Below are 19,254 nucleotides of genomic sequence, written 5' to 3'. Positions count from 1 at the left end.
ATCATTTTACCTAGATTTTATAAAAAAGTAAAGAATAATTTAAAAAATTATGTAAAAAAGTGTTGACAAAGGAATCAGTCTGCGTTATAATAATTTATGTAAACAAAAAGAGGTTGGGAAAACCTACTGGTTTACAAGATCAATAGTGGAAAGGAGATGGTGATATGCTATTTCCAGAATTAAGACAACTAATTGATAAAAGGGAAAATAGAAACTGTTAGCCTGTAGAGCTATTATTAAATAAATGAATTAAAATTATGTAAACAATCAAACGGCAGCCAATTGGTCTGCTAATTTTCAAGAATGAATTAAAATTATGTAAATTAGAGGTATACAATATGAATAACAACTTTAACAATATGGATGATCTTTTCAATCAACTAATGGGAAACATGGGTGGTTTTCGTTCTGAAAGCCGTCGCTACATGATCAACGGTCGTGAAGTGACACCTGAAGAATTCGCTATTTACCGCCAAACTGGTCAACTCCCAAATGAAGGAAGCGAGCAAGTGCAACACCATCAAGGTAAAGGAATGAAACAAGATGGGATCCTTGCAAAACTTGGTCGTAACTTGACCGAAGAAGCTCGTGAAGGGAAATTGGATCCGGTCATCGGACGTAATAAAGAAATTCAAGAAACTGCTGAAATCTTGTCTCGTCGTACCAAGAACAATCCTGTTCTTGTAGGGGATGCTGGTGTTGGTAAAACAGCAGTTGTAGAAGGTTTGGCACAAGCTATTGTGAACGGGGATGTTCCAGCTGCTATCAAGAACAAAGAAATCATCTCGATTGATATTTCTGGTCTAGAAGCTGGTACGCAATACCGTGGTAGCTTTGAAGAAAATATTCAAAATCTGATCCAAGAAGTCAAGGCTATGGGAAATGTTATTCTCTTCTTTGATGAAATCCATCAAATCCTTGGTGCAGGTAGCACAGGTGATGGTCAAGGCTCTAAAGGTCTTGCGGATATCATCAAACCTGCTCTTTCACGTGGGGAATTGACAGTCATTGGGGCAACTACTCAAGATGAATATCGTAACACTATCTTGAAGAATGCGGCACTTGCTCGTCGTTTCAACGAAGTGAAAGTCAATGCTCCATCAGCTGAAGATACTTTCAAGATTCTCCAAGGGATCCGTGATCTTTATGAAAAACACCACAATGTCATCTTGCCAGATGAAGTTTTGAAAGCAGCGGTTGATTATTCGATCCAATACATTCCACAACGTAGCTTGCCTGATAAGGCCATTGACTTGGTCGATGTGACAGCTGCTCACTTGGCAGCCCAACATCCAGTAACAGATGTCCATGCTGTGGAACATGAAATTGAAGAAGAAAAAACCAAACAAGAAGAAGCTGCGGCTAAAGAAGATTACGAAGCAGCTTTGAAAGCAAAAGTTCGTATCGAAGAACTTGAAAAGAAAATTGAAAACCATACGGAAGACCATAAAGTAACAGCAACAATCAACGATGTGGCTGAATCTGTAGAACGGATGACGGGTATTCCAGTATCACAAATGGGTGCAACTGATATCGAACGTTTGAAAGATATGGGTCACCGTTTGCAAACTAAGGTTATCGGTCAAGATAAAGCCGTTGAAGCAGTGGCACGTGCTATCCGTCGGAACCGTGCAGGATTTGACGAAGGGAACCGCCCAATCGGTAGCTTCCTCTTTGTAGGTCCTACTGGTGTCGGTAAGACTGAATTGGCTAAACAATTGGCTCTTGATATGTTTGGAACCAAAGATGCCATCATCCGTTTGGACATGTCAGAATACAGCGACCGCACAGCCGTTTCTAAATTGATTGGTACAACAGCTGGTTATGTTGGTTACGATGATAACAGCAATACCTTGACAGAACGTGTTCGCCGTAACCCATACTCAATCGTCCTTCTCGACGAAATTGAAAAGGCAGATCCTCAAGTGATCACCCTTCTCCTTCAAGTCTTGGATGATGGTCGTTTAACAGATGGTCAAGGGAACACGGTCAACTTCAAGAACACTGTGATTATCGCCACTTCAAACGCTGGCTTTGGTTACGAAGCCAACTTGACAGAAGATGCGGATAAACCAGAACTCATGGATCGTTTGAAACCTTACTTCCGTCCAGAATTCTTGAACCGTTTCAACGCTGTCATTGAATTCTCACACTTGAGCAAGGAAGATCTTTCTAAGATTGTTGATTTGATGTTGGTAGATGTCAATAAGACCCTTTCTAAGAAAGAAATCGACTTGGCAGTGAGCGATGCAGCTAAAGAATACATGACTGAAGAAGGTTATGATGAAGTGATGGGTGTTCGTCCACTCCGTCGGGTAGTTGAACAACAAATCCGTGACAAAGTCACAGACTTCCACTTGGATAACTTGGATGCCAAACATCTCGAAGCAGACATGGAAGATGGTGTCCTTGTGATTAGAGAAAAAGACACAAAGAAGGAAGAAAACACTGATAAACAAGCAGACTAAGGCGAATTAGTTTGTGAAAAATAGAGGCTGCTATCATATAGCAGTCTTTATTTTTTCTTCCCACCTGGGGGAAATTATTCGCCGTAGAAGGCCAAAATCCTCCTATTTGAGCTAAAAAAACATCAATAATTAGTGAAATTAATCCAATTTGAGCAAAATTATTAATAAATAAAGAAAATAAGTATATAATCTATACAAGAATAAAATTTGAGGAATGGAAGTAAGATGAGCAATACAATTGATATCTACTCAACTCCTGAATACAGAAAAGTGGAAGCCGTTGTTCAACTGATGGTTGACGGTCGCTTGACGAGCTATCGTGTCGCAACTGAAACAAACATCAGCAAAATGAGCTTGGCGACTTTGACGAAGGGAACGAGTAAAATCAAAAATATTACCTATCAAACGGCTTTGGCCTTGATTGATTGGTATGATGAGAATCATGAAAAGTATGGCATTACGATTGACTAGTCAGTAGCCCACTTTTCGTGGTTTTTTTCTTTTTCATCAAAACGTGCCTCCTCTCTGAGACTGGAGTCTGATTTTACTTGAAGAGGATGGGGAAACTTGAAAAGACGGGCGAAATTTGATATAGTATAGCATATATGAAAATTAAAGGAGAAACATATGCAAGGCGGAAGTTTGCTAATTATGCTCGTTCTTATGGTCGGTTTGATGTACTTCATGAGCCGTAGCCAAAAGAAACAGTATCAAAAACGGATGGAAAGTTTGAATAAACTTCAAAAAGGAAATGAAGTCATCACGATTGGTGGCTTGTACGGAACCATCGATGAAGTCGACACAGACCGCAAGACCGTTGTCTTGGATGTTGATGGTGTCTACCTGACCTTTGAATTGGGAGCGATCAAAACAGTTCTTCCTGTATCAGAAGGGATTTCAGCTACTGCTACAGAAGGTGCTAGCTCAGATGCCGATTCAGCCATCGAAGAATAATCATTAAAGAAGAGGCAAGGGCCTCTTTTTTGGTGGGCAAATAGGACGATGTGATGAAGGAAAGTCCTGCTGGTTCAAAAAAGAGGCCAGAGTCCCTATTTTATGGGGATTTATGGTATAATGAAGCGATAAATATTGAAATAGGTAGAAAAACATGTTTCGTTTTAAGAAAAAAGAAAAAATCGAGATACCTTTAGAAGTCCCGAAACACATTGGAATCATTATGGATGGCAATGGTCGCTGGGCGAAAAAGCGGATGCAACCGCGCGTCTTCGGTCATAAGGCGGGGATGGAAGCTCTCCAAGAAGTGACGATTGCAGCAAAAAATATGGGGGTTCAGGTCTTGACTGTCTATGCCTTTTCTACGGAAAACTGGACACGCCCTGAAGATGAAGTCAAGTTCATCATGCACTTGCCGGTCGAGTTTTATGATCGTTTCGTCCCCGAATTGCATCGCAACAATGTCAAGATTCAAATGATCGGTGATACCAAGAAATTACCAAAAGAAACGCTGGAGGCTTTGGAAAGAGCAGAAGCGATGACCCATCTCAATACAGGCTTGATCCTGAATTTCGCACTCAATTATGGTGGACGTGCTGAGATCACTCAGGCTGTGAAGCAGATCGCCCAAGAAGTCTTGGATGCGAAGTTCAGCCCAGAAGATATCACAGAAGAGATGATCGCAGATTCTCTCTATACTGAGAGTTTGCCACGTGTCCTAAGGGACCCGGATTTGATTATTCGTACCAGCGGAGAGATCCGTTTGAGTAATTTCCTTCCTTGGCAGGCTGCTTATAGTGAGTTGTATTTCACAGATGTGATGTGGCCAGATTTTGGAGAGGAAGCACTACGAAGTGCCATAGTAGAATATAGCCATCGCCATCGGAGATTTGGTGGTGTTTAGGAGAAGATGATGACGAAAGATTTACAAAAACGTGTGATTTTTGGAGGAATTGCCCTGCTCTTTTTCATTCCAACAGTAATGGTTGGAGGGGTGTTCTTCCAGATTGTGATTGGCTTGATCGCCATGCTAGGGGTTCATGAATTGCTCAAGATGAAGGGGCTTGAGACAGCGACCTTTGAAGGAGCGCTAGCCATGTTAGCGGCCTTTGTCCTGACTTTGCCGATCGAGGACTACCTCCCTTACCTTCCAGCAGATGGCAATATGATTGCTTATGGTTTGGTTGTCTTGATTCTCATGGGAACAACTGTTCTTGCTCAGAATTACAATTATGAAGATGTGGTCTATCCCATTGCGTCTAGCTTTTATGTTGGACTTGGTTTCCATTCCTTAGTAGATGCGCGAATTGCTGGTATTGATAAGGTTCTTTTAGCCCTCTTTATTGTTTGGGCTACAGATTCAGGTGCTTATCTAGTAGGAAGTCGGTTTGGGAAACGCAAGCTCATGCCTGCGGTTTCTCCTAATAAAACGATTGAAGGCAGTCTTGGGGGAATCTTGTCTGCAGTTGCGGTAACTGTGATCTATATGATCGTGGATCGTTCTGTGGCGGGTGGACATGGTTTTCTTGCTATGATCTTCTTTACCATCCTCTTTAGTATCGCAGGTCAGTTTGGAGATCTGGTAGAGAGTGCGATTAAACGCCACTTCGGTGTGAAAGATTCTGGGAAATTTATTCCAGGACATGGTGGTGTTCTAGACCGCTTTGATAGTTTGATCTTTGTCTTTCCCTTGATGCATTTCTTGGGCTTGTTCTAAGACAGAAGAGATAGAAAGGAAACCACGTATAGAACGATGCAGTTTATTGCCTTTATTGTTATTTTTGGAGTGATCGTTCTCGTTCACGAGTTTGGTCATTTCTATTTTGCAAAAAAATCGGGCATCCTGGTGCGAGAATTCTCGATTGGGATGGGTCCCAAGATCTTTGCCCATATTGGTCAAGATGGAACAGCCTATACGATTCGCATTCTACCTTTAGGTGGCTATGTTCGTATGGCTGGCTGGGGTGAGGATACAACTGAGATTAAAACCGGAACGCCTGTCAGCTTGACGCTAAATGAGGCTGGCAAGGTCGTCCGGATCAATCTTTCAGGAAAGAATCTGGATCAGACAGCCCTTCCCATGAATGTTACCCAGTTTGACTTTGAAGACAAACTGGAAATTACGGGTTTGGTTCTCGATGAGACCAAGACTTATAGTGTTGATCATGATGCGACCATCGTTGAGGAAGATGGGACAGAAGTGCGGATTGCGCCGAGAGATGTTCAGTATCAGAATGCCAGCATTTGGGGACGGTTGATCACCAACTTTGCGGGTCCTATGAACAACTTTATCCTCAGTATTGTCGTCTATTCACTCTTAGCCTTTATGCGCGGTGGTGCGATTGACTACTACAGCAACAATGTTCAGGTGGCACCTGATGGGGCGTTGGCTAAGGTCGGTGTCAAAAGCAATGTTCAGATCCTTCAAGTCAACAACGACACCGTTAGCAACTGGGATGAGCTGACAGATGCTGTCGAAAAAGCAACCAAGGACAGCAAGACGGCTCCTAAATTGACCCTGAAAGTCAAAACAGACGGCCAAGAAAAAGAAGTCAAAGTGAAGCCAACCAAGTCAGGGAATCGTTACTATCTGGGTGTGACAAACGGCCTCAAGACTGGATTTGTGGATAAACTCTTGTCTGGTTTTACAGATACCTGGAATACAGCGACACGGATTTTGGGAGCTTTGAAAGATATCATTTTCCACTTCAGTCTCAATAAACTGGGTGGTCCGGTTGCCATCTACAATGCCAGCTCACAAGCTGCTCAATTAGGGATTCCAGCAGTCTTGTCTCTTATGGCCATGCTCTCTATTAATATTGGGATCTTCAATCTAATCCCGATTCCAGCTTTGGATGGGGGTAAAATCTTGATCAATTTGATCGAGGTCGTCCGGAGAAAGCCACTGAAACAGGAAGTAGAAACCTATATGACGCTTGCAGGTGTAGCTGTAATGGTTATTTTGATGATTGCTGTCACCTGGAATGATATTATGAAATTATTTTTGAAATAGAAAAGGATATTGTCCATGAAACAAAGTAAAATGTTGATTCCAACGCTTCGCGAAATGCCAAGCGATGCTCAAGTCATTAGCCATGCTTTGATGTTGCGTGCAGGTTATGTTCGCCAAGTATCAGCTGGTGTCTATTCGTATTTGCCACTAGCTAATCGAGTGATTGAAAAAGCAAAAGGCATCATGCGCCAAGAATTTGAAAAAATTGGAGCAGTAGAAATGCTTGCTCCAGCCCTTTTGAGTGCGGATCTCTGGCGTGAATCTGGTCGTTACGAAACTTACGGGGAAGACCTCTATAAGTTGAAAAACCGTGAAGGCTCTGACTTTATCTTAGGTCCAACTCACGAAGAAACCTTTACCGCTATTGTGCGCGACTCCGTAAAATCTTACAAACAATTGCCGTTGAATCTCTACCAAATTCAACCAAAATACCGCGATGAAAAACGCCCACGGAACGGTCTTCTTCGGACCCGTGAGTTCATCATGAAAGATGGTTATAGCTTCCATGCTAACTACGATAGCTTGGACGTTACTTATGATGAATACAAGGCAGCTTATGAGCGGATCTTCACACGCAGTGGCATCGACTACAAAGCCATCATCGGTGATGGTGGTGCCATGGGCGGAAAAGATAGCCAAGAGTTTATGGCTGTTACACCTGCTCGTACAGACTTGGATCGTTGGGTTGTTTTAGACAAATCAGTGGCTTCCTTTGATGAGATCCCAGCAGAAGTCCAAGAAGAAATCAAAGCAGAATTGCTCAAATGGATGGTCTCTGGTGAAGATACCATTGCCTATTCAAGTGAATCCACCTATGCTGCCAACTTGGAAATGGCTACTAACGAATACAAGCCAAGTAACCGTGTTGTAGCGGAAGAAGAAGTGAAACGCGTGGAAACACCAGGTGTCAAATCGATTGATGAAGTAGCTGCATTCTTGAATGTTCCAGAAGAAGCTACTATCAAGACTTTGGTTTACATCGCAGATGGTGAGCCTGTTGTTGCCCTTCTCGTAGGTAATGATCAGCTCAATGAAGTGAAGTTGAAAAACCACCTCGGCGCAGACTTCTTTGAACCTGCAACCGAAGTGGAAGTGAAAGAATTATTAGGAGCTGATTTTGGCTCTCTCGGTCCAGTTGATCTTCCTGAAAATGTTAAGATTATCGCAGACCGCAAGGTCCAAGACAGCCGTAATGCAGTAGTCGGTGCCAATGAAACAGGCTACCACTTGACTGGTGTCAACCCAGGACGTGACTTTACTGCAGAATACGTCGATATCCGTGAAGTTCGTGAAGGCGAAATCTCACCAGATGGGAAAGGGTTCTTGAACTTTGCACGTGGGATCGAAATCGGTCACATTTTCAAACTCGGTACACGCTACTCCGCTAGCATGGGAGCAGATGTCTTGGACGAAAACGGTCGTGCAGTTCCGATCATCATGGGCTGCTACGGAATCGGTGTCAGCCGTCTTCTTTCAGCTGTTATGGAGCAACATGCACGCCTCTTTGTCAATAAGACTCCAAAAGGGGAATACCGTTACGCTTGGGGGATTAACTTCCCTAAAGAATTGGCGCCATTTGATGTGCATTTGATTCCAGTCAATGTCAAGGATGAAGCAAGCCTTGCTTTGACCGATCGGATCGAAGAAGCTTTGGTGAATAAAGGCTACGAAGTCTTGGTGGATGACCGAAATGAACGCGCTGGTGTCAAATTCAGCGATAGTGATTTGATTGGACTTCCAATCCGCGTAACAGTTGGTAAGAAAGCAGCTGAAGGCATCGTTGAAGTGAAAATCAAAGCGACAGGAGATACCATTGAAGTTCATGCGGACAATCTCCTTGAAACTCTTTCAATCTTGAACAAATAAGAAAAAGCTTTCTGAGCTCTCACCAGTGTGGTGATGAAACTCAGGAAGCTCTTTTTATTTTTCTTCTTTGAGGCCTTGATCTTTGAAATAGGTAAAGAGATCTTGAGGTTTGCCATTGAGGTATTTCTTGAACTCGGCTCTTTCTTCCTCCCCTTGATCCCCGTAGATGGAAGCAAACTCATCTTTCTTGATTTTTGAGAAGTCAGCTTGTAAGACCTTGGCATAGGATTGTTTATCTTTCGAAATTTGAATGCGGAAGCTAAGACCAGGCTTGCCATTTAAGCTTTTATAGATATCGCTATGTTCTAATTCTTCTTGGTAGATTTCCTTTAACTCGGAAAGATCCATGTCTTGCAAATCTGAGGAAATGGGTTCAAAACTAAGAAAAGTAAAAGAGACAATTTCATCTTTTTTGTAGCCGATTTGAATTTTGTTTTGGTGGTGATCGCCGAGGTCACTAACAAAGGTCTTGTTTTGGACTTGCTCCTTTTTGGTTTGAGTGGCCTCTTGCTTGGAAGAAGCGTTAGTAGTCCCTTTGCCTTGTTGGCCTTGGCTACAAGCGGTAAGAGCTAGTAGACAGACAGAGACAAGTAGAAATTTTTTCATATATACTCCTTATAGGTTAATGGTGTTCGATCTTGTATGAAACAAGTTTTGAACAGGTTTCATTATACCATAAAAGTTTTAAAAATGAAAAAATATACAAAAGTCATCGAAATTTGCTTTTAAAAACACCTAAAATCAACAACTTTTATCTATGTGTTGAGTTAATATAAAAGGACAGAGTGTCTTCTTTTCTTTCCAGAAATAATACTAGTTGGAGACTACTGGGGCAAGGAATTCGGGAAATATATTACAGTTTTATGACAAAATGTTACACAATTGTAACAAAGTTACAATGTTTTATCAGTTAGTCCTCTAAACTTGACATTCTGGCAATATTTCATTAAGATATTTTTAAGTAAATAATACAAACAGGGAGAAAAAGGTAAAATATACAGTTATCTGGCATTTTACTAATTCGTACTAAAATGTATTGTTTATGAAAAAAATATAAGGGTATCAGCCCAAAAGGAGAAACATATGGCTCAAATTAAATTAACTCCAGAAGACCTACGTGCTTCAGCACAACGTTATGCACAAGGTTCTCAAGAAATCGATCAAATCCTTACTACTTTGACTCATGAACAACAAGTCATCGACGCAAACTGGGATGGATCTGCATTTGATAGCTTTGAAGCACAATTCAACGAATTGTCTCCAAAAATCAAACAATTCGCTCAATTGTTGGAAGACATCAACGGTCAATTGATCAAAGTTGCTGATATCGTTGAACAAACTGACCAAGATATCGCTGCACAAATCCACTAAGATAACTAAGATAGTCTTGGAGGTGATCTTACTTCTTGTAGGTAGATCACCCTTTTGTCTTTTGATATATAGAAAATAGGGGTTAGATTCTTAATTCCTAACCCCTATTTTGTATCTATGAATTAGAAAAAGGAAAAGGTATGGAAGTTAAAAATAAAAAATGGTTAAAATACATCGGTCAGAGTGCGGTTGTGCTCCTTTTGATGGGATCTGTCGTGGGTCTTTATACGACGGTTCAAAAGGACCAAAAGCAAAACGAAGCCAAGACCGTGCAAACAACGGAAAACACTAAGCTCAACATTGCGGTTGTCAATGAAGACAAGGCAGTCAAGCTGAATGATAAAGAATATAACCTTGGGGCTAGCTATGTAAAGAATATCGAACGGGATAATTCGCAAAACTGGTCTGTACTCCCTCGTGGAGCTGCTGAGTCAGGGCTTGCAGATGGCAAGTACCAGTTGATGATCGTTATTCCAAGTGATTTCTCAGAGAAGGTCTTGGAAGTGAACGCGGTTAATGCAGAGAAGACAACGGTGACGTATAAGGTCAATGCGGCTGGGAATTCTCAGGTTGAGAACGAGGCCAATAAAGTCGCTAAAGATATCGTTTCAGACTTGAATAGCCAGTTGGTTGATATGTATATGGTCAGCATTTTGAGCAACCTTTATACAGCTCAAAAGAACGTGGAAACAAGTAACAAAATTCAATCCACCAACATTGGTTCTTACCGAAGCAACTTGCTGGATTCGGCCTTGGATTCCAAGAATATCTTCCCAAGTCTCTATAGCTTGTCTACGTCATCTGTCGAGTCGAACAATGCCTTGAAGACAGTCCTTGAGTCTTATACACAGGCTTTTGATCAATTGACCCAATCTCAGGATCAGTACGGTCAAAACTTCGACACATTGATCAAGCAACGCTCTGAGGATAAGATCAGCCATGAAGAGTTCATGAACCAGCTGATGTCTATGAACCAGTCTGTTGTCAGTGAAAAGACTCAAGAGTTGTATAAGAATCTACAACAAAACCAAGAAGCAATTACCAAACAATTGAGTCAACCAACTGAAACAGCAGGAGATGCTTCAGGTACCAAGACCTATGCAGGCTTGACAAAAGATGTGAATGATCGTGTGGCAGACCTTGAAAAAGGGATCAAGGCAGAACGCGACAAATTAGATGAGCACGAAAAGAACATCGAGTCTTCTGTAAAAGCGAAGATCCTTGACTACTATGGTCTAAATGAAGGAGACAAAGTCACTCTTCGTACCTTGCTTGGAAAGCCAAAAATCGAAACTATCAGCAAGGCTCGAGATAAAGCGGATGATGACATTCGTCAAGCAATTGAAAAACTTCCGTCTTTAGATCCTGCTAGTCTGAATTTGAATAAGTATGGAAATCTCAACGCAGCGATTAATTTTGATAGTGCTTTTGCTGGAACAAAGGCGCATCCAAAAGGGAACGCCGATGACTTAAAAAAATTGGCTGCAGAAGTGGATGCCAAATCAACGGCAGTTGCGGATGTCCTTAATGCTAAATCTGGAAAACAAAAAGTTAGCATTCAAGTACCTGCCGGAGTCAAGGTTGATACTTGGACCTATGATGGACAGACTTATGCAGGCAGTGGTGAGCAGGAAGTTGAACTGAAAGATGGCAAACAAATTCAAATTCACCTTGTTGAAGATGGAGGAGCTATGCCAAGCGCGATTGATGTTGAAGTTCTTGTGAATGGGGTTTCTTCAACCAGTGTGACTGTATCTGCAGATGAATTGAAAACAGCTGTCGCTAACTATGCATCGAAAGCTAGTGAAATCGCCTTGGATTATCAACGCGCAGGAGCATTGATCGATGCCTACTATCCAGAAGATGACAACCATGTTCGTCATTCACTCTATGATCCAATCGAAGATATGGATTTGACAAACGCTTTGGTCGACATCGTGAAGGCTGCTGTTTCAAGTAACATGAAGGACTACCGTAAGAGTATTGAAACGGATGAATCTGGGGATGCAACGAAGAGTGTGAAAGCCCAGTTAGATGGTACCCTTAAACAGTTGCAAGACTTGGGACCACAATTGCAGGCCAATCTTCAAGCGATCGAAAACACCAACAAGGATCTAACCCAAAATATCAATGATCAATTGACGCAATATGCTGATCTTCAAAAACGTTTAGAAGAGATATCAAAAGCGCAAGAAACAGTGACACAGGCTCAAACCAAGACCGATGCAGATTTGTCAGCTCTTGGTTCTGAATACACGTCATTATTGAGCTCGACAGAAGGCGTTAAGAGCTCATCTCGTAGCAATGTAGAAGCGGCTAACTCTACCAATGAAATCTTTGGCCAATTGAACAAAGAATTGGAAAAAGCCCAAGGCAATACAGAGAAATTGTCTAGCAATGCAGAGAGCTTGATGGGTGAATTCGACAAGGAATTGTCTGAAAATGGGAACTTCGTCGAAGCCTTCCGTAAGGTCTTCAACAATGCCTATGAAAACGGAGTGCCGAATGAAGTCTTGCTCGACTTCTTGTCAAATCCAGTTGCAGAGAAATCTTCTTCTGTGAAAGCGACTATCAACGTCTACCGTCCATTTATCTGGATCTTTATGTTGGAAGTCTTGAGTCTCTTTACAGCTTATCTCTTTGCGAATCAGCCAATCATCCGTAAGGTTAAGGATCGTTTCAAATTGGATCGTTTGCAAGAATCAGATCTCTTGTCTGTCGGTGTCCTTGTGGGACTTTCTCTCATCCTTGGACTGGTGATCGGAATGATTTCAAGTATTCAACTCTCTGTTGGTCGTGAATATGTACCTTCATGGGTATTCTTAGCGGTTCTAGCAAGCTTTGTCTTGGTACAACTACAATACCTTCTCTTGAAACACTTCCGTGTGATTGGAATGGGACTGGCCTTCTTCATGTTGATCAGCTATGTCTACCTATCAAGCGCGATCGGAACGACCGCGACCTTGTCAGGCCTTCCAGCACTGGTGAAAAATGTCAACCTCCTTTCTATTTTAGAAGGACAGTTTGCGGGTTACTTTGATGGACAAACAGCCGGTATCGGCGTCTTCTTCGGATTGTTGGTCTTCTTCGGACTTTTGGCGGTTGCCAATATCTTCATTCCAAAGAAGTTTACTCAAACAAAGGAAATTGAATCAAGCTTATGAAAAAAATGATGTATCTTCTCTTTGTCTTTAGTCTCATTCCAGTAGTTGCTGTTTCTGCAGATGATTTTATTGATAATCGTCTGCAGGTCAACAACTCACGTCTTGAGACCGAGCAGGAAAAGACACTTGGGGGCCAATTGGATGCGACTGAGTCTCTTTTCAATGAGAAGGATCAGAAAAAATTAGCAGATGAAAAACGCAAGCAAGAGAAACAATTGACCGATTCTGACGGCCAGTTGTTTTCTGCTATAAAGGGAAAGAAAAAAACGGGACCTGAAGCGGACCTGTTCCAGCCTGAAAATCAAAAATTATCTAAATTCGAGTCCAATGTGGAGGACAATTCGGCTAGCCTGTCGGATTTTATTCCAGCCTTGCAAATGCTGGCTTGGAGTGCCCTTCTCTTTGGGATTGCTGGCTATATTTCCTATCGAATCTATAGAAAAGAGGCCTAAATGGACCAACATATCAATGTCACCTTCCGTATGAATGGTGCAAGCCATGACCTCCGAATCCCAACACGGATGGAGGTGCGACGCTTGATTCGGGAATTGGATCAGATCTTTGGGTCTGCCATGGAGCCTAGAAGCAAGTATCAGTTGCGCGTGGTAAATAAGGGCATCTTGCTAGATGAAGGCAAGGTGGTACAAGAGTATCCGATCACGAGTGGTGATCTGATCGAGATTGAGGAGTGGTAAGGTGAAAGAAGAACAATTTACACTGGAAGAACAAGTCTTCCGTTTTGAAAAAGAAGAAACAAGCTGGCGGCTGGACCTTAAGCGTTCAGAAGTGGATAGCCAGGATTTACGCAATTTATGGATTTTGGATCTCCATCATCCCTTGTTTTTAGAGCAGAGCATGACAGCGGATCAAGACCAGATTCATCTGACCTATCAGACGGATGCGCTAGGCTTGAGTGCTGAAGAAATCCAAGAATTACCAGTATCAGACCGTCTGCGTCTAGCCATCAATGTCTTGGATTTGGCGCCGGCCTTGGAGCTTCCAGTGACCTTTATGTTGCATCCTATCAATTTGTTTGTGACCAAGGATGCGCAAGTCAAGATCGCTTATCGCGGGGTTCCGGGAATGATGGTGCCACGCAAGTGGGATCAGGATGAATTCTTGCGTCAGGCCAAGTGCTATGCGGTCACTCTTTTTGGGGACTGGGATTTTATGGAGCTCTATCAAGGCACGCTTGAATTAGAAGATCTGCCTGATTTCTTGGTAGAAATCCGTGATGCTGCTAGCTTAGAAGAGATGAAAGCTCTCTTAGAGAAAGCCTACCAAGAACGCAAGGAAGAGGAAGAAAAGACCTTGACCTTGGTTTCAAGTCGTCAACACCGAATCTTTAAGTTGGCAACAGTATGGCTTTCAGCTGTAGTGGCCCTCTTACTCTTGCCCTTGATTTATTTGGTTTTTTTCCAAGCACCCTTTAAAGAAAAGTTGCTTCAAGCGGATACAGCCTACCTCAAGGTAGACTACACCGGTGTGATAGATGAGCTAGAGGGAGTAGCTCCAAGCAGTCTTCCAACGACACAAAAATATGAGTTGGCAACGTCTTATTTGCAAGGCTTGAATTTCTCAGAGGACCAAAAGAAGGTCATCCTCAACAACGTCACGCTCAAGTCAGACAGCCTCTATCTCCACTACTGGATCTATATCGGTCGTCATGATTTTACCCAAGCGCTGGATACAGCCAAGCGGATCGACGATTCAGACTTGATCATCTATGCCCTTCGTAAAGAAATCAAGGCGACACGTGATAGCGAAAAACTCTCTGGTGAACAGCGCGAGAAGAAACTCTCTGAGCTAGAGGGCGAATACAAGAAATACTGGGATGCCCGCTCTAAACTCTTGGAAGCAGAGACAGATGAAACCAAATCTTCTACTAGCAGCTCAACAACGGCTTCATCTACGGAAGGTTCCTCAACAGAAAGCTCGTCTTCTACAACTGCAAGCTCGACTGAGTCTAGCGAACACAAGGAGTAGTCTATGAAAAAACGTATCATACTCTATAAAAAAGGTTTTCGCTATGAGCTAGCGCTAGAAGAGGGGAAAACAGCGACCGTATCGAATCAAGAAACAGCTCAGTTGACCCTGGCTTCGCAAGAAAATCCCCTTCATTTTCAATGGAGTCAAGGAGAAATCTTCTACCAGTATGGTGAAGACAAGGGTGTGCTTGAAAATAGTACGATCCTTGGGGATGTAGTCTGCTACTTGGCGACAGGAGAAGTCCATACCTATGAACTGCTAGACAAGGAAGAGATCCTTGTAGCAGATGAAAAGGGTGCGGATGTGCGCTTGCACTATCCAGTACGCTTTCTCCTTGCGAAAAAAGAGCAGACTTGGACTTGTCAGCTCTTATCTGGAAAACTCTACCATAACCACAAACTCGTCAGTGAAGCGACTTTTCCACTGGCCTTTGGGGATGAACTTGCCATTGGAGATGTGACCTTTAAGCTCTATCCAGAAGAATTTGGTGTGGAAGGGGCTGTCGAAGTAAGTCCTTATCTGGTGCCACGCTTGCATTCGCGTTACGACTTTTACAAGGACTATCCAGAGTACCACCGGTCTCCGCGGATCATCTACCGGAGTTCGGAAGACAAGATCTTGATCAATCCTCCGGGAGCGGAGCCTCAAAAGCCATCGGATGAACTCTTGAAGTTGATCATGCCACCCCTCATCATGGTTGGGGTGACCCTCTTGATCACCATTTTCCAACCACGGGGGCTCTATATCATCGCGACGGTATCCATGTCTGTGGTCAGTGTGATCTTTTCGGTCCAAGGCTTCTTCAAGAATCGTAAGAAATACAAAGAAGACAAGAAAGAGCGCGTGGAGCTCTACCATCTCTATCTCAAGGATAAGGCCAAGGACTTGGAACAGCTCTCTCGGAAGCAGCGAGAAGGCATGTTTTACCATTTCCCAGCGATCGAAGACTTGACCAAGATGGTCAAACGCTATGACTCGCGGATCTACGAAAAAACACCGCTTCATTTTGACTTTTTGGCCTATCGTTTGGGCTTGGGCAAGGTTCCAACCAGCTATGAGCTCAAATATGGTCAGGAAGAGCGTAGTGGGAAGAAAGATGCCTTGGAAGAAGAAGGCTATGCCCTTTTCCAAGCTCATCAAAAAATTGACAATCTTCCGATTGTAGCCAGCCTTAATCGGGGTCCCGTAGGGTATGTCGGCCCTCGTCCTATCGTGTTAGAGCAGTTGCAACTCCTGGTTGCCCAATTGGCTGTCTTTCACTCTTACCATGATCTGACCATTATTCCGATCATTCCAGAAGAAGAAAAAGAAAGCTGGGATTGGATGCGCTGGTTGCCTCATGCGACTCTGCAAGACATGAATGTCCGTAGCTTTGTCTACAATCAGCGGACACGCGATCAGGTCTTGAACAGTCTCAACCAAATCCTCAAGCTCCGCAAGGCGCAAAAAGAGGAAGAAAAAGCCAATGATACCAAGATCTTCCATCCGCACTATGTGGTCCTCATTACCGATGAGACCTTGATTTTGGACCATGTCATCATGGAGTTTTTCCGTGAGGATCCGACAGAGCTCGGCTGCTCCATCATCTATGTGGCAGACGTGCTCTCATCTCTTTCTGAAAATATCCAAACCGTTATCTCTATCAAGGACCGCAACCAAGGGCAATTGCTCTTGCAAGAAGGGGTTCTTCGGGAGCTTGACTTCCAATTGGATCACTTCCCTGAAGGTTATGACAAGGAAGCCATCTCGCGTGGCCTTGCGCCTCTCAAGCATATCCAACAGCTCAAGAGCTCGATTCCAGACTCAGTGACCTTCCTTGAAATGTACCAGGCGGAAACTTTCAATGACCTCAAGGTCTTGAGTCGTTGGGAGAGCCATGCCCCTTACCAAAGTTTGGCTGTTCCGATCGGTCTGCGCGGGAAGGACGATTTGGTCTACCTCAATCTCCATGAAAAAGCTCATGGACCCCACGGTTTGATCGCAGGGACAACCGGTTCTGGTAAGTCTGAAACCATTCAGTCTTATATCCTGAGTCTTGCCGTCAACTTCCACCCACACGATGTGGCTTTCCTCCTCATCGACTACAAGGGTGGGGGAATGGCCAACCTCTTCAAGGATCTGCCTCACTTGCTTGGGACCATCACCAACTTGGATGGTGCCCAGTCTATGCGGGCCCTCGCCTCTATCAATGCGGAGATCCATCGTCGGGAGCGCCTCTTTGGTCAATATGGGGTCAACCATATCAACCAATACCAAAAGAAATTTAAACTGGGTGAAGCGACCGAACCGCTTCCTCACCTCTTCTTGATCAGTGACGAGTTCGCCGAACTCAAGGTCAACCAACCAGATTTCATCAAGGAGTTGGTCTCTATTGCGCGTGTCGGGCGTTCCCTCGGTGTGCACTTGATCCTTGCGACACAAAAACCTTCTGGGGTTGTGGATGACCAGATCTGGTCTAACTCCCGCTTCAAGCTAGCCCTCAAGGTGGCAGACCGTGGCGACTCTATGGAGATGTTGCGGACGGCAGATGCGGCTGAAATCACCCAGACCGGTCGTGCCTACCTCCAAGTCGGGAATAACGAAGTCTATGAACTCTTCCAAACCGCTTGGTCAGGAGCAGACTACCAGCCTGAGAAGGACCAGCTAGGAATCGAAGACCATACCATCTACTTGATCAATGAACTGGGCCAATACGAAGTCCTAAACCAAGACCTCTCTGGTCTGGATATGGCAGAAGAAATCAAGGAAGTGCCAACAGAGCTGGACGTCATCGTGCAAGAAATCAACCATTTGCACCAACAAGAAGGCATCGCAGCTGTGGCCCAACCATGGTTGCCACCCCTCAAAGAGCGGATCACGCTGGATGAGTTGGACAAGGTCGTACCGATCGAGGCTTGGCAAAAACGGACAGCTCCAAGCGTCCTGATTGGGGTCGCCGATATCCCGCAAGCGCAAAAGCAAGAAGCAGTCGCCATCGATCTATCAAAAGATGGGAATATCCTCCTTTACGGAAGTCCAGGTACAGGAAAGACCACTTTCCTCCAGACAGCCGCAATGGATCTGGCTCGCAAGCAGAGCCCAGAAAATCTGACTATGTATCTGCTTGATTTCGGAACCAATGGTCTAGCACCCTTGACTCAATTGCCACATGTGGCTGATAGTCTCCTACTCGATCAGACGGAGAAAATCCAGAAATTCATCCGGATCATCAACCGCGAGTTGGATCGCCGCAAGAAGCTCCTCTCTGAGCATGGTGTCGGCACTATCGCCCTCTACCGTGAAGTGACCGGTAAGCAAGAGCCAACCATGGTCATCCTCATGGATAGCTATGAGTCTATGAAGGACGAGCCTTATGAGACAGACCTCTTCAAGCTCTTCATGCGGATCTCCCGTGAAGGTCTCAGCATCGGTGTGCACTTGATCATCACAGCTAGCCGTCAGAACAACCTACGGGCTCAGCTCTATTCAAACTTCAAGCACCAGCTGACCTTGCCACAAAATGATCTCTCTGAAGTCCGCGGTATCGTGGGGGCAACCCCACTAGCAGCTACGATGGAAGACATCAAGGGACGCGCCCTCATGAAGCGTGACGAAGTCGATGTCGTCCAATTCGCCCTACCCGTCGCAGGGGACAATGATATCCAAATCATCAACAACCTCCGCGACCAAGTCCAAAGCCTCAAGGAGATGTGGACAGGCCGCACCCCAGCAGGCATCCCAATGGTGCCAGATGAGTTGACAGAAGATATCTTTATAAATCTCCCTACAACTCAAAAGGTTATACAAAATATGGATTTACCAATAGGCTTGGAATTTGAAGAAGTAGAGGCGTTCGGAATACCTCTTAAACGTCTAAAACATTTATTGGTATTATCTGATAAGGAAAGTACTATGATTTCTGTTACAAAACATTTAATCAAGATGTTGTTTTATGTTTCTGAAACTGATGCTATCACAATTTTTGACCCGACTGGAGAATATAGTGAATACTCGAATAATGTAGGTAATTATATTGGTTATGATATGGACTATCGTTCGACTGTTGAGTCTTTGAAAGAGAAAGTACTTTTAGCTAGGAAGCAACGAACAATATCTGAATGTTTTGTAGTTATAACTGATGTTGCTCAGTTTGTGTCACAAAGCGCTATTGAACCAAATGAATTAGCCCTTTTGATGGAAGAAGGACAGAGAGTGGGACTTCATTTCATCTTTGTTACTCATAAAACATACTTGACCGGTTATACAGACATACCGAAATATTTGAAAGCTCATTTAGATACTGCTGTTATTGCCATGAAGATGGGAGAACAGACGATATTTACTAGATCATCTATGGGCCGAGAAGAGCCACTTTTAGACGATCAAATTTATCTTCATTATCAAAATGTGCAAACAAAATTAAAAATTACAAAATAGAAACGAGGAAAAT

At 43.5% G+C, this 19,254-nt stretch carries 14 protein-coding genes; 13 read left to right on the top strand and 1 reads right to left on the bottom strand.

Annotation, left to right across the window (positions count from 1 at the left end; genetic code table 11):
* The first annotated feature begins 338 nt into the window (after window positions 1-338).
* From HMPREF1195_RS07440 to HMPREF1195_RS07410, 7 genes are all read left to right on the top strand, one after another.
* Window positions 339-2,468 carry an AAA family ATPase gene (locus HMPREF1195_RS07440; protein WP_023919529.1) on the top strand — a complete coding sequence of 710 codons (2,130 nt, stop codon included), beginning with the start codon at window positions 339-341 and terminating at the stop codon, window positions 2,466-2,468.
* Between the two features lie 225 nt (window positions 2,469-2,693).
* Window positions 2,694-2,939, top strand: coding sequence for a hypothetical protein (locus HMPREF1195_RS07435; RefSeq protein WP_003009969.1), 246 nt, complete (start codon window positions 2,694-2,696; stop codon window positions 2,937-2,939).
* Window positions 2,940-3,095: 156 nt separating this feature from the next.
* Window positions 3,096-3,422, top strand: coding sequence for a preprotein translocase subunit YajC (yajC, locus tag HMPREF1195_RS07430; protein WP_003004444.1), 327 nt, complete (start codon window positions 3,096-3,098; stop codon window positions 3,420-3,422).
* A 154-nt stretch (window positions 3,423-3,576) separates the two neighbouring features.
* Entirely contained in the window at window positions 3,577-4,326 is a 750-nt protein-coding gene (locus HMPREF1195_RS07425) for an isoprenyl transferase (RefSeq protein ID WP_003009971.1), read from the top strand.
* Between the two features lie 9 nt (window positions 4,327-4,335).
* Entirely contained in the window at window positions 4,336-5,139 is an 804-nt protein-coding gene (locus HMPREF1195_RS07420) for a phosphatidate cytidylyltransferase (protein WP_023919527.1), read from the top strand.
* 36 nt (window positions 5,140-5,175) lie between these two features.
* Window positions 5,176-6,435, top strand: coding sequence for an RIP metalloprotease RseP (rseP, locus tag HMPREF1195_RS07415; RefSeq protein WP_003009974.1), 1,260 nt, complete (start codon window positions 5,176-5,178; stop codon window positions 6,433-6,435).
* Window positions 6,436-6,450: 15 nt separating this feature from the next.
* The gene (locus HMPREF1195_RS07410; RefSeq protein WP_023919525.1) at window positions 6,451-8,301 is read left to right on the top strand and encodes a proline--tRNA ligase; all 1,851 of its coding nucleotides are present in this window, start codon (window positions 6,451-6,453) and stop codon (window positions 8,299-8,301) included.
* A 54-nt stretch (window positions 8,302-8,355) separates the two neighbouring features.
* Here the strand turns inward: HMPREF1195_RS07410 and HMPREF1195_RS07405 are convergent, their stop codons facing one another.
* Window positions 8,356-8,907, bottom strand: coding sequence for a hypothetical protein (locus tag HMPREF1195_RS07405; protein ID WP_023919523.1), 552 nt, complete (start codon window positions 8,905-8,907; stop codon window positions 8,356-8,358).
* A 477-nt stretch (window positions 8,908-9,384) separates the two neighbouring features.
* On the opposite strand from HMPREF1195_RS07405, the gene HMPREF1195_RS07400 reads away from it, so the two are divergent.
* From HMPREF1195_RS07400 to essC, 6 genes are all read left to right on the top strand, one after another.
* Complete coding sequence (locus HMPREF1195_RS07400; protein ID WP_003016069.1) at window positions 9,385-9,672, top strand: WXG100 family type VII secretion target; 288 nt, start codon at window positions 9,385-9,387, stop codon at window positions 9,670-9,672.
* 140 nt (window positions 9,673-9,812) lie between these two features.
* Complete coding sequence (gene esaA / locus HMPREF1195_RS07395; protein ID WP_023919521.1) at window positions 9,813-12,836, top strand: type VII secretion protein EsaA; 3,024 nt, start codon at window positions 9,813-9,815, stop codon at window positions 12,834-12,836.
* The gene (essA, locus tag HMPREF1195_RS07390; RefSeq protein ID WP_003009984.1) at window positions 12,833-13,288 is read left to right on the top strand and encodes a type VII secretion protein EssA; all 456 of its coding nucleotides are present in this window, start codon (window positions 12,833-12,835) and stop codon (window positions 13,286-13,288) included. The genes esaA and essA overlap by 4 nt, the downstream gene beginning before the upstream one ends.
* Window positions 13,289-13,531, top strand: coding sequence for an EsaB/YukD family protein (locus HMPREF1195_RS07385; RefSeq protein WP_003013697.1), 243 nt, complete (start codon window positions 13,289-13,291; stop codon window positions 13,529-13,531).
* Window position 13,532: 1 nt separating this feature from the next.
* Window positions 13,533-14,822 (top strand): type VII secretion protein EssB, encoded by a 1,290-nt coding sequence (gene essB / locus HMPREF1195_RS07380; RefSeq protein ID WP_023919519.1) that lies wholly within the window; start codon window positions 13,533-13,535, stop codon window positions 14,820-14,822.
* Between the two features lie 3 nt (window positions 14,823-14,825).
* Window positions 14,826-19,241, top strand: coding sequence for a type VII secretion protein EssC (gene essC, locus HMPREF1195_RS07375; RefSeq protein WP_023919517.1), 4,416 nt, complete (start codon window positions 14,826-14,828; stop codon window positions 19,239-19,241).
* Window positions 19,242-19,254: the final 13 nt, after the last annotated feature.

The organism is Streptococcus parasanguinis CC87K, assembly GCF_000507765.1.
GTDB classification, from domain to species: Bacteria; Bacillota; Bacilli; order Lactobacillales; family Streptococcaceae; genus Streptococcus; species Streptococcus parasanguinis_J.
This window is presented reverse-complemented; position numbering and strand designations above follow the sequence as displayed.

What these genes read in the sequence shown, in the direction of transcription:
- yajC (WP_003004444.1), top strand. Translation starts at nt 3,096, where the DNA reads ATGCAAGGCGGAAGTTTGCTAATTATGCTCGTTCTTATGGTCGGTTTG.
- essC (WP_023919517.1), top strand. Translation starts at nt 14,826, where the DNA reads ATGAAAAAACGTATCATACTCTATAAAAAAGGTTTTCGCTATGAGCTA.
- HMPREF1195_RS07405 (WP_023919523.1), bottom strand. Translation starts at nt 8,907, where the DNA reads ATGAAAAAATTTCTACTTGTCTCTGTCTGTCTACTAGCTCTTACCGCT.
- rseP (WP_003009974.1), top strand. Translation starts at nt 5,176, where the DNA reads ATGCAGTTTATTGCCTTTATTGTTATTTTTGGAGTGATCGTTCTCGTT.
- HMPREF1195_RS07435 (WP_003009969.1), top strand. Translation starts at nt 2,694, where the DNA reads ATGAGCAATACAATTGATATCTACTCAACTCCTGAATACAGAAAAGTG.
- HMPREF1195_RS07385 (WP_003013697.1), top strand. Translation starts at nt 13,289, where the DNA reads ATGGACCAACATATCAATGTCACCTTCCGTATGAATGGTGCAAGCCAT.
- HMPREF1195_RS07425 (WP_003009971.1), top strand. Translation starts at nt 3,577, where the DNA reads ATGTTTCGTTTTAAGAAAAAAGAAAAAATCGAGATACCTTTAGAAGTC.
- HMPREF1195_RS07420 (WP_023919527.1), top strand. Translation starts at nt 4,336, where the DNA reads ATGACGAAAGATTTACAAAAACGTGTGATTTTTGGAGGAATTGCCCTG.
- essA (WP_003009984.1), top strand. Translation starts at nt 12,833, where the DNA reads ATGAAAAAAATGATGTATCTTCTCTTTGTCTTTAGTCTCATTCCAGTA.
- esaA (WP_023919521.1), top strand. Translation starts at nt 9,813, where the DNA reads ATGGAAGTTAAAAATAAAAAATGGTTAAAATACATCGGTCAGAGTGCG.
- HMPREF1195_RS07440 (WP_023919529.1), top strand. Translation starts at nt 339, where the DNA reads ATGAATAACAACTTTAACAATATGGATGATCTTTTCAATCAACTAATG.
- HMPREF1195_RS07400 (WP_003016069.1), top strand. Translation starts at nt 9,385, where the DNA reads ATGGCTCAAATTAAATTAACTCCAGAAGACCTACGTGCTTCAGCACAA.
- HMPREF1195_RS07410 (WP_023919525.1), top strand. Translation starts at nt 6,451, where the DNA reads ATGAAACAAAGTAAAATGTTGATTCCAACGCTTCGCGAAATGCCAAGC.